Annotated in this window: 11 protein-coding genes; 6 read left to right on the plus strand and 5 right to left on the minus strand. The window is 59.4% G+C overall.

The features are described from left to right. Nucleotides 1-80: 80 nt before the first annotated feature. Nucleotides 81-1,250, minus strand: a complete 1,170-nt coding sequence (argE, locus tag FQ187_RS22605; RefSeq protein ID WP_149631173.1) for an acetylornithine deacetylase — start codon at nt 1,248-1,250, stop codon at nt 81-83. Between the two features lie 157 nt (nt 1,251-1,407). Here argE and FQ187_RS22610 point away from each other — a divergent pair, with 157 nt between their 5' ends. Beyond that, the gene (locus FQ187_RS22610; RefSeq protein ID WP_149631174.1) at nt 1,408-2,775 is read left to right on the plus strand and encodes an inorganic triphosphatase; all 1,368 of its coding nucleotides are present in this window, start codon (nt 1,408-1,410) and stop codon (nt 2,773-2,775) included. Nucleotides 2,776-2,859: 84 nt separating this feature from the next. On the opposite strand, the gene FQ187_RS22615 is transcribed toward FQ187_RS22610, so the two are convergent. After that, a complete protein-coding gene (locus FQ187_RS22615) occupies nt 2,860-3,330 on the minus strand; it encodes an Lrp/AsnC family transcriptional regulator (protein ID WP_018927598.1) in 471 nt (156 codons plus the stop codon). A 126-nt stretch (nt 3,331-3,456) separates the two neighbouring features. On the opposite strand from FQ187_RS22615, the gene FQ187_RS22620 reads away from it, so the two are divergent. The 4 genes from FQ187_RS22620 (at nt 3,457) to FQ187_RS22635 (ending at nt 6,941) form a co-directional block, all read left to right on the plus strand. Further along, on the plus strand, nt 3,457-3,795 hold the full coding sequence (locus FQ187_RS22620; protein ID WP_149631175.1) for a hypothetical protein: 339 nt from the start codon (nt 3,457-3,459) through the stop codon (nt 3,793-3,795). Nucleotides 3,796-3,885: 90 nt separating this feature from the next. Further along, nucleotides 3,886-5,670 carry a GspE/PulE family protein gene (locus tag FQ187_RS22625; protein WP_149631176.1) on the plus strand — a complete coding sequence of 595 codons (1,785 nt, stop codon included), beginning with the start codon at nt 3,886-3,888 and terminating at the stop codon, nt 5,668-5,670. A 73-nt stretch (nt 5,671-5,743) separates the two neighbouring features. Further along, entirely contained in the window at nt 5,744-6,061 is a 318-nt protein-coding gene (locus tag FQ187_RS22630; protein WP_134420813.1) for a DUF2388 domain-containing protein, read from the plus strand. Between the two features lie 214 nt (nt 6,062-6,275). Then, the gene (locus FQ187_RS22635) at nt 6,276-6,941 is read left to right on the plus strand and encodes an outer membrane protein (RefSeq protein WP_149631177.1); all 666 of its coding nucleotides are present in this window, start codon (nt 6,276-6,278) and stop codon (nt 6,939-6,941) included. A 63-nt stretch (nt 6,942-7,004) separates the two neighbouring features. On the opposite strand, the gene gcvP is transcribed toward FQ187_RS22635, so the two are convergent. Then, nucleotides 7,005-9,878, minus strand: coding sequence for an aminomethyl-transferring glycine dehydrogenase (gene gcvP, locus FQ187_RS22640; protein WP_149631178.1), 2,874 nt, complete (start codon nt 9,876-9,878; stop codon nt 7,005-7,007). A gap of 154 nt (nt 9,879-10,032) precedes the next feature. Between gcvP and FQ187_RS22645 the strand changes: the two genes are divergently transcribed. Next, a complete protein-coding gene (locus FQ187_RS22645) occupies nt 10,033-11,172 on the plus strand; it encodes a DegT/DnrJ/EryC1/StrS aminotransferase family protein (protein ID WP_149631179.1) in 1,140 nt (379 codons plus the stop codon). A 63-nt stretch (nt 11,173-11,235) separates the two neighbouring features. Here the strand turns inward: FQ187_RS22645 and gcvH are convergent, their stop codons facing one another. Then, entirely contained in the window at nt 11,236-11,619 is a 384-nt protein-coding gene (gene gcvH, locus FQ187_RS22650) for a glycine cleavage system protein GcvH (protein ID WP_149631180.1), read from the minus strand. Between the two features lie 50 nt (nt 11,620-11,669). After that, a complete protein-coding gene (gene gcvT / locus FQ187_RS22655) occupies nt 11,670-12,752 on the minus strand; it encodes a glycine cleavage system aminomethyltransferase GcvT (RefSeq protein ID WP_149631181.1) in 1,083 nt (360 codons plus the stop codon). Nucleotides 12,753-12,784: the final 32 nt, after the last annotated feature.

Raw genomic sequence — 12,784 nt, forward strand, 5'->3', positions numbered from 1 at the left:
CGAAGGCGGTGTGTCAGTCGCATCTGATGTGTCTGACACACCGCCTTCGCGAGCAAGCCCGCTCCCACATGGATTTGTGCTCAATTGACTGGCATTGGCGTTTTGGCCGGTGTCAGGCAGTAATGTTCAATCAGTTGACGTAATAGATGCACCGTAGGCTGCAAACGTGACATTTCGAGGTATTCCCCCGGTTGGTGCGCACAGGCGATGTCGCCAGGGCCGAGCACCAGGGTTTCGCAACCAAGGCGCTGAAGATAAGGCGCTTCGGTGCCGAACGCCACTGCTTCGGCGCGATGGCCGGTGAGCTTTTCCGCAAGCCGGACCAATTCGGCGTCCTCAGCCTGTTCGAAGGGCGGCACTTCCGGAAACAGCGGCGCGTAATCGATCTTCACCTGATGCCGTTCGGCAACCGGGTTAAGCCTCTGCAAAATCTCCGCGCGCAGGGCTTTGGGGTCCATGCCCGGCAGAGGCCGCAGGTCGAACTCCAGCGAACACTGGCCACAAATGCGGTTGGGGTTATCGCCACCATGGATGCAGCCGAAATTCAGGGTCGGCGTCGGTACACCGAACTGCGGATTACGAAATTTGCGCTGCCACAACAGGCGCAAACCGCGCAGTTCACCGATGGCGTCGTGCATGGCTTCGAGGGCGCTGTGGCCGAGGCGTGGATCCGAGGAGTGGCCGCTCTGACCGAGGATGTCGATGCGCTCCATCATGATGCCTTTGTGCATACGGATCGGCTTGAGCCCGGTCGGCTCCCCGATTACTGCCGCACGACCCAGTGGCCGCCCGGCTTGGGCCAGGGCGCGGGCACCGGACATCGAGCTTTCTTCATCACAGGTAGCGAGGATCAGCAGCGGTTGCTTGAACGGCTGATCGAGCAGCGGTATGACGGCTTCGATGGCCAGCGCGAAAAAGCCCTTCATGTCGCAACTGCCCAGCCCGACCCAGCGGCCATCGACTTCGGTCAGCTTCAGCGGATCGGTCTGCCACAACGCACCATCGAACGGCACCGTGTCGCTGTGACCTGCCAACACCAGGCCTCCGGGGCCGGAACCGAAACTGGCCAGCAGATTGAATTTGCCGGGGCTGACCTGCTGGATGTCGCAGGTAAAACCCAGATCGCCGAGCCACGTCGCCAGCAAATCAATCACCGGACGGTTGGTTTGATCAAGGCTGGCCTGCGTACAGCTGACGGACGGTGCGGCGATCAGCGCAGCGAACTGATCTTTCATGGACGGCAATGGCATCGCTGGCTCCAACTCCCGAATTGAAGTCCATCATAGAGCCATCCGGCGACAGGAATAAACCGCCGCGGCACGTAGGGCTGATGAGTCCTGTACACTGCACGACCTTGGCAGCCACACATTCCCCCCGGCTGCGCTCCCGATCCTGGATTTTCCGGCCATGCAGAAAGAAACCGAAATCAAACTCCGCGTCAGCCGCGAAACCCTCGCTGCCCTGCGCGAGCACCCGCTCCTGAAAAAACGCAACAAAAGTGGCTGGGAACGCCGTGAGTTGATGAACCAGTACTTCGACACGCCTGAGCGCGACCTGGCCCGCGCCAAGGTTGCCCTGCGCCTGCGCAAGGATGGTGAAGAAGTGATTCAAACGCTCAAGACCCGCGGCCAGAGCGTCGCCGGTTTGTCCGAGCGTAACGAATACGACTGGAACCTGCCCAAAGCCAAGCTCGACGTGAAGAAACTCGACGGCGAATGCTGGCCTGAAGAGTTGGCCGAGCTGGACAAGAAAACCCTGAAGGCGATCTTCACCACCGATTTCGTCCGCGAACGCGCTGAAATCGCCTGGGGCCGTGGCAAGACCAAAGTTGTCATCGAAGCCGCACTGGATCTGGGTCACGTGATCGTGGGCAAGCAGAAAGAAGAAATCTGCGAGCTGGAACTTGAACTGCGCGAAGGCGAGCCGGCCGCCCTGCTGGAACTGGCCGCCGAACTGGCCGCGACCCTGGCCCTGATGCCATGTGACATCAGCAAGGCCGAGCGCGGTTATCGCCTGTACGACGCCAACAGCTACTCGTTGAGCCTGCCGGCGCCACAGATCACCGCCGAAACCCCGCTGGACGACGCTTTTGCCGCGCTGAGCTGGCACTTGCTGAGCAGCAGCCAGCGTCTCGCCGAGCAGTATCGCTTCAATGGTCACTGGCGCCTGTTGCTGGACTGGGTCGAAAACCTGGCTGAGTTGCGCGCGCTGCTGAGCAGCCTGGGTCAAGCCGCACCGCGTCAGTCGACGCACGATCTGCGCGTCGCGCTGGATGCCTTGCTCGAAGACTGGCGTCCGCTGGTGCAAGCCGGTGTCGACGATGAAGACGTGCGCAAAGCCGCGCCGGAGCAGTTCCTCGAAGAACTGGAAGATCCGCGTTGGGGCTTGTTCTCGCTGAACACTTCGCGCTGGTTGCTGGCCCGCACCTGGGCTGCCGATCGCAATGTCCGTGGCAATCGCCAGGGCGCTGCGCAATTGGGTAGCTGGCTGCCACGTCTGCTGGGTGAAGAAGCGACTTCCCTGCAACTGCAGCGTTATCAGCAACAGCCGGAAGACTTGGCCGAGCAACTGCCGCGTATCGAGCGCATCCAGGCCTGGCTACACCACGCCCGCAGCGTGCTGGACATCCCGGAAATGGATCGCCTGTACGGTGAGCTGAAACAGCTTGCTCTGCTTGCTAACGAGCCAATCACTGACGAGTCGCTGGATGCGCGCAAGCAGCAGGCTATTGCGGTGTATCAGAATCGTTCGTGGAAGATGCTGCTGCGTATGTGACACCGCTAAAAGATCGCAGCCTTCGGCAGCTCCTTGGTGTACGCATTCCCTTGTTGGAGCTGCCGCAGGCTGCGATCTTTTGCTTTACCGCAACACCGGCAAACTCGTCGTGGACTTTATTTCCGACAACGCCACGATCGAGTTCACCTCCTGAATCCCTGGCACCATCGACAGCTTCTCGAAGAAGAACCGCTCATACGCCTCAATGTCCGCCGTCACAATCCTCAGCAAGAAATCCACCGACCCCATCAGCACATAACACTCCAGCACTTCGGGAAAGCCGCGAATTGCCTCGGTGAATTCGGTGAAGTTCGAACGCCCGTGAGCGTTGAGTTTGATTTCGGCGAAGATCTGCGTGTTAAGCCCGATTTTCTTCCGGTCGAGCAAGGTCACCTGCCCGCGAATGATCCCCTCCTCCTTCATCCGCTGTATCCGCCGCCAGCATGGCGACTGCGACAGCCCCACCTGCTCGGCGATCTGCGCGCTGGAGAGCGAAGCGTCCTCTTGCAGCAACGCGAGGATCTTGCGGTCGTAGCCATCCAGCTCGCTATGCATAAAAAAACCTTTGATTGATAACTTACTGAATCAAGCAATTCAAATAATCGCCAATAAGCCCAATCATAGATAAGAAATGCCCGGCACCGAATGTAAAAATTCCTCCAGTGATTTTGGAGACCGACCATGCCGCATCTAGAAGCCGTCAACACCCCTCACACCCGCGCCGATGTCTGGAACGTCAGCAACGCCCACTGCCGTGTTCATTACCAACTGTTGGCCGAGGCCGAACCTGACCTGCTGTGCCGGGCGCTCAACCTGTTCGCTTTGCAGTTTCTGACGCCACAACAGGTCAACGTGCAGCGGATGGACGATCTGCTGTCGATCGACATCGTGATAGACGGCCTGAGCTGGCACCGTGCCCAAGTGATCGCGGAAAAATTTCGTAACCTGATCAGCGTCTGTTCGGTTGAGCTGCAAGCAGTTGATTGCGCGTGGGATGAACCGGCTCAGGCGGCGGGCTGAAAAAACTCGATACGGCTTCGTCGGGTAGTGGCCCAACGGTCTTCGGGTCCGCGACTATCCTTTGCGAACTGTTGTTCATGAGGAGCCCGCATGTCCGTTCAACTTTCCATTCAGGACCGCTGGCTGGATCTCAATGATTTGCTGCGTGAACTGGTCGCCCAAGGCTTTATCAATCAGGACTCGGCCGAGCACGCGCTCAATGCTCGACGCCGTCACGCCGCCCATGGCCAGATGCACCCGCTGGAATTCATCGCCAGCCAGCACCTGGACGATCTCAGCCGTCCCGGCAAACACCTCGACCTGGAAAGCCTGACCCTGTGGCTGTCGCAGCAGGCCGGCCAGCCGTATCTGCGTATCGACCCGCTGAAAATCAACGTTGCGGCGATTACGCCGCTGATGTCCTACGCGTTCGCCCAGCGCCACAAGATTCTTGCGGTGTCTATCGACCGCGACGCCGTCACCGTGGCCAGCGCCCAACCCTACGTCACCGGCTGGGAAGCCGACCTGACCCATGTGCTGAAACTGCCGATCAAGCGTGTGGTCGCCAACCCGGTCGACATCCAGCGCTTCAGCGTGGAGTTTTTCCGCCTGGCCAAATCGGTCAGCGGCGCGACCAACGCCGATCAGCAGATGAACACCCTGGGCAACTTCGAGCAGCTACTGAACCTCGGCGCCAGCGACCAGGAGCCGGACGCCAACGACGCGCACATCGTCAACATCGTCGACTGGCTGTTCCAGTACGCGTTCCAGCAACGGGCCAGCGATATCCACATCGAACCCCGGCGCGAACAAGGTACGGTGCGCTTTCGCATCGACGGCGTGCTGCACAACGTCTATCAATTCCCGCCGCAAGTGACCATGGCCATCGTCAGCCGCCTGAAAAGCCTCGGGCGGATGAACGTCGCGGAAAAACGCAAACCCCAGGACGGACGGGTCAAGACCAAAACCCCGGACGGTGGCGAAGTCGAGCTGCGGCTGTCGACATTGCCTACCGCATTCGGCGAGAAAATGGTCATGCGGATATTCGACCCGGAGGTACTGCTCAAGGACTTTGATCAGCTGGGCTTCTCCGCCGATGACTTGCGCCGCTGGCAGGACATGACGAGCCAGCCTAATGGCATCATTCTGGTCACCGGCCCGACCGGTTCCGGCAAGACCACCACCCTCTACACCACCCTGAAGAAACTGGCGACGCCGGAGGTCAACCTCTGCACCATCGAAGACCCGATCGAAATGGTCGAGCCGGCGTTCAATCAGATGCAAGTCCAGCACAACATCGACCTGACTTTCGCCGCCGGTGTGCGCGCACTGATGCGGCAGGATCCGGACATCATCATGATCGGTGAGATCCGCGATCTGGAAACCGCTGAAATGGCCATCCAGGCTGCGCTCACGGGCCACTTGGTGCTGTCGACGCTGCACACCAACGATGCGCCGAGCGCGATCAGCCGCTTGCTGGAACTGGGTGTGCCGCATTACCTGATCAAAGCCACGGTGCTTGGCGTCATGGCTCAGCGCCTGGTGCGCACCTTGTGCCCGCATTGCAAGGCACCGCTGACGCTGGGTGAAGAAGACTGGCAAACCTTGACCCGACCCTGGCAGGCACCGTTGCCCAACAACGCACATCGCGCCATCGGTTGCCTGGAATGCCGCGATACCGGTTACCGCGGCCGCGCCGGGGTCTACGAAATCATGCAACTGACGGACGGCGTCAAGGCGCTGATCAATCCCGACACCGATTTGCAGGCGGTGCGGCGTCAGGCGTTCAAGGAAGGCATGCGCAGTTTGCGGTTGTCGGGGGCGCAAAAAGTGGCGGCAGGTTTAACGACGATCGAGGAGGTGCTGCGAGTAACGCCGCAGAGCGACCAAAAGTAGGCGCGGCCGTCATGGAACTCGATTGGGGGATTGGCAATCCAACGCCCTAGTTAACCCAGTGGAGTCACCCAATATGCGTCTCAAACTTGCTGTCGCTACCATCGCCTTGTTGTCCCTTCCTGTCGGTTCGGCGATGGCTGATAGCTTTTGGCGTAACGTCATCTCATCCGGTGCGACCACCGGTTCAACCTACCTGACCTTCAAGGATCACAAGCTGATCATTGCCGCCCAGGACGATGCTGGCAGCTTTGTCGCCAGTGACGGCGGCATTCGCGGCCCATACCTGGAAGCCGCGATGCAGAAAGTCCGCGCCGACAACCCTGGCCTGCAGGCCACGGACATGGAACTGGCGAATGCGATCCTGGCGAAGAATGCCGTCGCGTCGGAATAAGCGTTGTTGCTGAATAAAAAATGCCGCTCTCAATGAGCGGCATTTTTTTTGAACCAGAGAAATTGCACAGCTATTTCCTACGTAGGCTAACGCCAAAACACTGAGATGCAGTCGAGTTTTCACCGACCTACTGATGAAAGCTCTGATATGAGAGCCAGACGTGCGAACTCAAACTTTGTCGATTCGGATTACCCCCACAAGCGAATCGACTCACATGAAAAAACCAGTCTTATCTTTACTTCTGCTGACCGCTTACAGTCACGTTTCCCAAGCCGAAGGCCTGTACGGCTCGATAAAAATCCAGAGCGTCCAGCAAGAACTTGCCGACGCCCTGCTCACAAGTCCCAGGGTGAACAACCGTATCGTCAGTCCGGAGCGCAACAAAGATGTCGGCGGCTCCGTTGCGCTCGGCTATGAGTTCATAGGTGGCTGGCGCCTGGAAAGCGAGTACACCATCAAGCAGGACTCGGAGTTCAAGAGTTACTGGGCGCCATTCAACGCCAACGTTAACAACATGCAGGTCTCATCCAAGCGCCTGATGTTCAATGCCTATAAGGACTTCCCCTTGACCCAAAGCCTATCGCTGTACGCCATGGCGGGCGCAGGTGTGGCCCATATCAACTCCGAAGGCTACCAGTCCAACCCTTCACGTCGATTTGCCAACAATACCCAAAACAATTTCGCCTACAACTTGGGCGTCGGTGCAGACCTCAAACTGACCCGGCAAATTACCGTCGGCACCGGCTACCGCTATGTCGACATGGGTAAGGTTGAAACCGGCTATAACACCTTCGCCAACCGCATCAATGCGCGGGACGAACAACTAAAGGGCAAGCTACGAGAGCAGAATCTTTACGTTGAAGCGCGGATGTCGTTCTGATTCATGACTCAAAAAAATGCCGCTCTCCATGAGCGGCATTTTTTTGCCCGCTGCAAAACCCTGTCAGCGGTAATCATCCACCGGCACGCAAGCGCAAAACAGATTGCGGTCGCCGTAAACGTTATCGACACGGTTCACCACCGGCCAGTACTTGTGCGCCTTGGTGTGTGCATCCGGCGTCACCGCCTGCTCGATGCTGTAGGACCGCTCCCAAACCCCGGTGATGTCCGCCAGGGTATGCGGTGAGCGTTTCAGCGGGTTGTCATCGGCCGGCCAGTTGCCGTTCTGCACCTCGGTGATTTCCGCGCGGATACTCAGCATCGCCCCGATAAACCGGTCCAGCTCCGCCTTCGATTCACTTTCGGTCGGTTCAACCATCAATGTCCCCGGCACAGGAAACGACATGGTCGGCGCATGGAAGCCATAGTCCATCAGCCGTTTGGCGACGTCCTCCTCGCTGATCCCGGTCAGCGCCTTGAGTGGCCGCAGGTCAAGAATGCATTCGTGAGCCACCCGCTCGTTGCGCCCGGTGTAAAGCACCGGAAACGCCCCGGACAAGTGCTGCGCCAGATAATTCGCGGCGAGGATCGCCACCTCACTGGCATCCGCCAATTGCGGCCCCATCATCGCAATGTACATCCAGCTGATCGGCAGGATGCTCGCACTGCCCCAAGGCGCCGCGCTGACTGCGCCGTTCTGCGCCAGCGGTCCGTCGATCGGCACCACCGGATGGTTGGCCACGAACGGCGCCAGATGCGCCCGCACACCAATCGGCCCCATGCCCGGCCCGCCGCCACCATGTGGAATGCAGAAAGTTTTGTGCAGGTTCATGTGGGACACGTCGGCGCCGATGTCCGCCGGGCGCGCCAGTCCGACCTGAGCGTTGAGGTTGGCGCCATCCATGTACACCTGGCCGCCGTGGCTGTGGATAACTTCGCAGATTTCGCTGATGCCTTCCTCGTACACGCCATGGGTCGAAGGATACGTCGCCATCAGGCAGGCGAGTTTGTCTCCGGCCTCTGCGGCTTTGCCTTTGAGGTCATCCAGATCCACGTTGCCCGCCTCGTCGCATTCGACGATCACCACGCGCATCCCGGCCATCTGCGCCGAAGCAGGGTTGGTGCCGTGGGCCGAGGACGGGATCAGGCAGATATCCCGCGCGCCCTCATGACGACTCTCGTGATATTTGCGGATCGCCAGCAAACCGGCGTACTCGCCTTGGGCCCCGGAGTTGGGCTGCATACAGATCGCGTCGAAACCGGTAATCGCGCAGAGCCAGCGCTCCAGTTCTTCGATCATCAGCGAATAACCGACCGCCTGCTCTTTCGGCACAAACGGGTGCAGGTTGGCGAACTGCGGCCACGTGATGGGGATCATCTCGCTGGTGGCATTGAGCTTCATGGTGCAGGAGCCCAGCGGGATCATCGATTGATTGAGCGCCAGGTCCTTGTTCTCCAGTTGCTTGAGGTAGCGCAGCATCTCGGTTTCGCTGTGATGGGCGCTGAACACCGGGTGACGCAGATAAGGCGAGGTACGCAGCAGACCTGCGGGAATGCCGCAAGCAAGGGTTTCAGCGTCCAGTTCGTCGACGTTGAGCCCATGATCAGAACCGAGGAACACATCAAACAACTTCGCGACGGTGGATTCGTCAGAGGTTTCGTCGAGGCTCAGCCCCAACTGCCCGCGCCCGAGAATGCGCAGGTTGATCTGTGCAGCCTTGGCACTTTCGATGATTGCCGTCTGAGTGCCACCGACCTCCAGCGTCAGCGTGTCGAAAAAGTGTGTGTTGAGGCGGGTGATGCCGTGGCGCTCCAGGCCCGCGGCGAGGATGCAAGTCAGCCGATGGACGCGTTGGGCAATGCGTTTGAGCCCGTCCGGACCGTGGTAGACCGCATAGAAACTGGCAATGTTGGCCAGCAGCACCTGCGCGGTACAAATGTTCGAGTTAGCCTTTTCCCGGCGGATATGTTGCTCGCGGGTTTGCAGGGCCATGCGCAGGGCGACGTTGCCGCGAGCGTCCTTCGACACGCCGATAATTCGCCCGGGAATGGCCCGTTTGTACTCATCGCGACTGGCAAAAAACGCTGCGTGAGGGCCGCCGTACCCCATAGGCACGCCGAAACGCTGGGATGAACCAAACACCACGTCGGCGCCCAACTCCCCAGGCGGAGTCAGCATCAGCAGACTCAGCAGATCGGTCGCGACACACGCCAACGCTTGCTGCGCATGCAGATGATCGATCAATGGACGAAGATCGCGGATCTCGCCGTGGGTATCGGGATATTGCAGGAGCGCGCCGAACACCTGGTGCTGTTTCAAGTTATCCACAGTGTCGATGATGAGCTCGAAGCCGAATCCTTCTGCTCGAGTCTGCACCACGGAAATGGTCTGCGGATGACAGTTTTCGTCGACGAAGAACAGATTGCTTCTGGACTTGGCGACGCGCTTGGCCAATGCCATGGCTTCCGCCGCCGCCGTGGCTTCGTCCAGCAGCGAGGCGTTGGCCAGTTCCAGGCCGGTGAGGTCGATGGTCAATTGCTGAAAGTTCAGCAGCGCTTCAAGCCGCCCTTGGGCGATCTCTGGTTGATACGGTGTGTACGCGGTGTACCAACCGGGATTTTCCAGTACGTTGCGCACAATGACGGTCGGTGTGAGGGTGCCGTGGTAACCCATGCCGATCAGGCTGGTCCAGACCTGGTTTTGCTCGGCGTAACCGCGCAGTTTGGCCAGCGCGGCTTCTTCGTCGAGCGCGGGTGGCAGATCGAGCGGCCTGTTCAGGCGGATTCCAGGCGGCACCGTCTGCTCGATCAACTCGACACGGCTGCCGAGGCCGAGGCTGTCGAGCATCGCCTGTTGCTCGGCGGCATCGGGCCCGAGGTGGCGGCGAAGGAAGGCATTGGGGTCGCGTAACTGGCTCAAGGACGGCAACTGGGACATGACGGGCTCTCTCTTGACTGGCGCTCAACGTCGATGCAACACGGTCAAACCAGCATAGCAGTCGATGCCCGAGCGGATGACGTAGCGCCGTCGACCAATCCGGATCATCATGCTCGGCGCACGCCTAACATCCGCCGATCGGATTTCTGAACTCATGAATCAACTGCCTTTCCTGCCTTTCTCCAAACCCACCATCGACGAAGCCACGATTGCCGCTGTTGGCGACGTGTTGCGCTCGGGCTGGATTACCAGCGGCCCCAAGGTCCAGGCCTTTGAACAACAACTCTCGGAGTTTTTTGGCGGGCGCCCGGTACTCACTTTTAATTCCGGCACCTGCACCATGGAAATCGCCCTGCGCATTGCCGGGGTCGGACCGGGCGATGAAGTGATCACCACGCCGATTTCCTGGGTGGCCACCGCCAACGTCATTCTGGAAGTCGGCGCCACGCCGGTGTTTGCCGACATCGACCCGATTACCCGCAACATCAACCTGGATCAGCTGGAAGCGGCAATCACCCCGCGCACCAAAGCGATCATTCCGGTATACCTCGCCGGTTTGCCGGTGGACATGAGCCGGTTGTATGCGATCGCCAAAAAACACGGGTTGCGGATTGTCGAAGACGCCGCGCAAGCCTTGGGTTCGAGCTGGAACGGCCAGCGCATTGGCTCGACCGGCGATTTCGTGTCCTTCAGTTTCCAGGCGAACAAAAACGTCACCTCGTCAGAGGGCGGTTGCCTTGTATTGAACAATGCCGAGGAAGTGCGACTGGGGCAAAAGTACCGTTTACAGGGCGTCACCCGCAGCGGCTTCGATGGGCTGGATGTTGATGTGCTGGGCGGCAAGTTCAACATGACCGACGTTGCGGCGGCCATCGGCCTTGGGCAATTTGCTCATATCGAAGCAATCACAACTCATCGCCGTGAACTGGCCAGGCACTATTTCGCTTGTTTTGGCGCGGATTTCGAAGCGTTGTATGGGGCGCAATTGCCCCCTGCGGATTTCGAGAACAGCAACTGGCATTTATTCCAGCTGGTGCTGCCAGAGCGTAAGGATGGCCAACCGGCACGAGCCACCTTCATGGAGCAGATGCAGGCATTAGGCATCGGTATCGGCTATCACTACCCGCCGATTCACCTGCTGAGCCTTTACCGCGAGCGCGGGTTCCAGGAGGGCATGTTCCCGGTCGCCGAGCGGGTCGGTCGTCTGATCGTTTCACTGCCGATGTTCACCGCCATGACTAAAGCGGATGTTGAGCGTTCGGTGGCAGCGGTGAAGGCGGTACTGAAGCCGTAAACCGACCATTGTAGGAGCTGCCGAACGCGGCCCGAGCCTTCGGCAGCTCCTACGGGGCGAGCATTACTCGCCGATAGCGGCTTTGTAGCCCGCTGCATCGAGCAGCTTGTCCAGGTCAGCCGCGTTGCTTGGCTTGAGCTTGAAGATCCAGGCACCGTACGGATCGGTATTGAGCAACTCAGGCGAAGCGCTCAGGTCTTCATTGACCGCAATCACTTCACCGGCAATCGGGGAGTAGATGTCCGAAGCAGCTTTAACCGACTCCACCACGCCGGCTTGATCTTCGGCAGCAAACACGTTGCCGACTTCAGTCAATTCAACGAACACCACATCGCCCAAGGCTTCCTGAGCGTGATCGCTGATGCCCACGGTGACGGTGCCATCGGCTTCTAGACGGGCCCACTCGTGACTTTCGGCAAAACGCAGGCCGGCAGGAATATCGCTCATGTTCTGTGTCCTCAAGAGAATTGTCAGCGGTCGTTGCCCGCCAGAAAAGGTTAGATCAAGGTTTTGCCATGGCGTACGAAGGTCGGTTTGACCACTCGGACCGGGTACCACTTGCCACGGATTTCCACTTCTGCGCGGTCGGCTGTCGCCATCGGCACGCGCGCCAGTGCTATCGACTTGCTAAGCGTAGGAGAGAAACTACCACTGGTGATCTCCCCTTCGCCAACATTGGCGATGCGGACCACTTGATGAGCGCGCAAAACTCCACGCTCCTCAAGGACCAGACCGACCAGTTTGTGCTGCACGCCACCCGCCCGCTCGGCTTCAAGATCGCTGCGACCGATGAACTGGCGAGTGGCCGGTTCCCACGCAATGCTCCAGGCCATGTTGGAAGCCAGTGGTGAAACGTCTTGATGAATGTCCTGACCGTAGAGGTTCATGCCGGCTTCGACCCGCAAAGTATCGCGCGCCCCGAGGCCGATCGGCGAGATGCCCGCGCCCACCAGATCGTTGAAGAATCCTGGCGCTTGATTGGCTGGCAGAACGATTTCCAGGCCGTCTTCGCCGGTGTAACCCGTGCGCGCGATGAACCAGTCACCGTCGGGCTGGCCTTCAAAAGGCTTGAGCATCTGAATCAGGTTGCCGCGGGACTGGGTCACCAGTTCGGAGATTTTGTGCCGGGCCTGAGGACCTTGAATGGCAAGCATCGCCAACTCGGAGCGTTCGTTGAGCTGCACCTTGAAACCATTGAGGTGAGCCTGCATCCAGGCGAGGTCCTGATTACGGGTGGAGGCGTTAACCACCAAACGATATCCGTCGTCGAGACGGTAGACGATCATGTCGTCGACGATGCCGCCGCGCTCGTTGAGCATGGTGCTGTACAAGGCACGGCCAGGGCTGTGCAGACGTTCGACATCATTGGCCAGCAAATGCTGGAGCCAGGCCTTGGCCTGAGGGCCGCTGACATCGATCACGGTCATATGGGATACATCGAAAACCCCGCAATCGCGGCGCACCTGATGGTGTTCCTCGACCTGCGAGCCGTAATGCAAAGGCATATCCCAACCGCCAAAATCGACCATCTTCGCGCCGAGGGCGAGATGAAGGTCATACAGAGGCGTGCGCAGTCCCATGGGTTTCTCCTTCCGGGCGTGGCGAAGGTGCG

The organism is Pseudomonas sp. ANT_J28 (genome assembly GCF_008370005.1).
GTDB classification, from domain to species: Bacteria; Pseudomonadota; Gammaproteobacteria; order Pseudomonadales; family Pseudomonadaceae; genus Aquipseudomonas; species Aquipseudomonas frigoris.

Bases quoted from the DNA above. Each gene is read 5' to 3' on its own strand.
- argE (WP_149631173.1), bottom strand. From the start codon at position 1,250: ATGCCATTGCCGTCCATGAAAGATCAGTTCGCTGCGCTGATCGCCGCA.
- FQ187_RS22610 (WP_149631174.1), top strand. From the start codon at position 1,408: ATGCAGAAAGAAACCGAAATCAAACTCCGCGTCAGCCGCGAAACCCTC.
- FQ187_RS22615 (WP_018927598.1), bottom strand. From the start codon at position 3,330: ATGCATAGCGAGCTGGATGGCTACGACCGCAAGATCCTCGCGTTGCTG.
- FQ187_RS22620 (WP_149631175.1), top strand. From the start codon at position 3,457: ATGCCGCATCTAGAAGCCGTCAACACCCCTCACACCCGCGCCGATGTC.
- FQ187_RS22625 (WP_149631176.1), top strand. From the start codon at position 3,886: ATGTCCGTTCAACTTTCCATTCAGGACCGCTGGCTGGATCTCAATGAT.
- FQ187_RS22630 (WP_134420813.1), top strand. From the start codon at position 5,744: ATGCGTCTCAAACTTGCTGTCGCTACCATCGCCTTGTTGTCCCTTCCT.
- FQ187_RS22635 (WP_149631177.1), top strand. From the start codon at position 6,276: ATGAAAAAACCAGTCTTATCTTTACTTCTGCTGACCGCTTACAGTCAC.
- gcvP (WP_149631178.1), bottom strand. From the start codon at position 9,878: ATGTCCCAGTTGCCGTCCTTGAGCCAGTTACGCGACCCCAATGCCTTC.
- FQ187_RS22645 (WP_149631179.1), top strand. From the start codon at position 10,033: ATGAATCAACTGCCTTTCCTGCCTTTCTCCAAACCCACCATCGACGAA.
- gcvH (WP_149631180.1), bottom strand. From the start codon at position 11,619: ATGAGCGATATTCCTGCCGGCCTGCGTTTTGCCGAAAGTCACGAGTGG.
- gcvT (WP_149631181.1), bottom strand. From the start codon at position 12,752: ATGGGACTGCGCACGCCTCTGTATGACCTTCATCTCGCCCTCGGCGCG.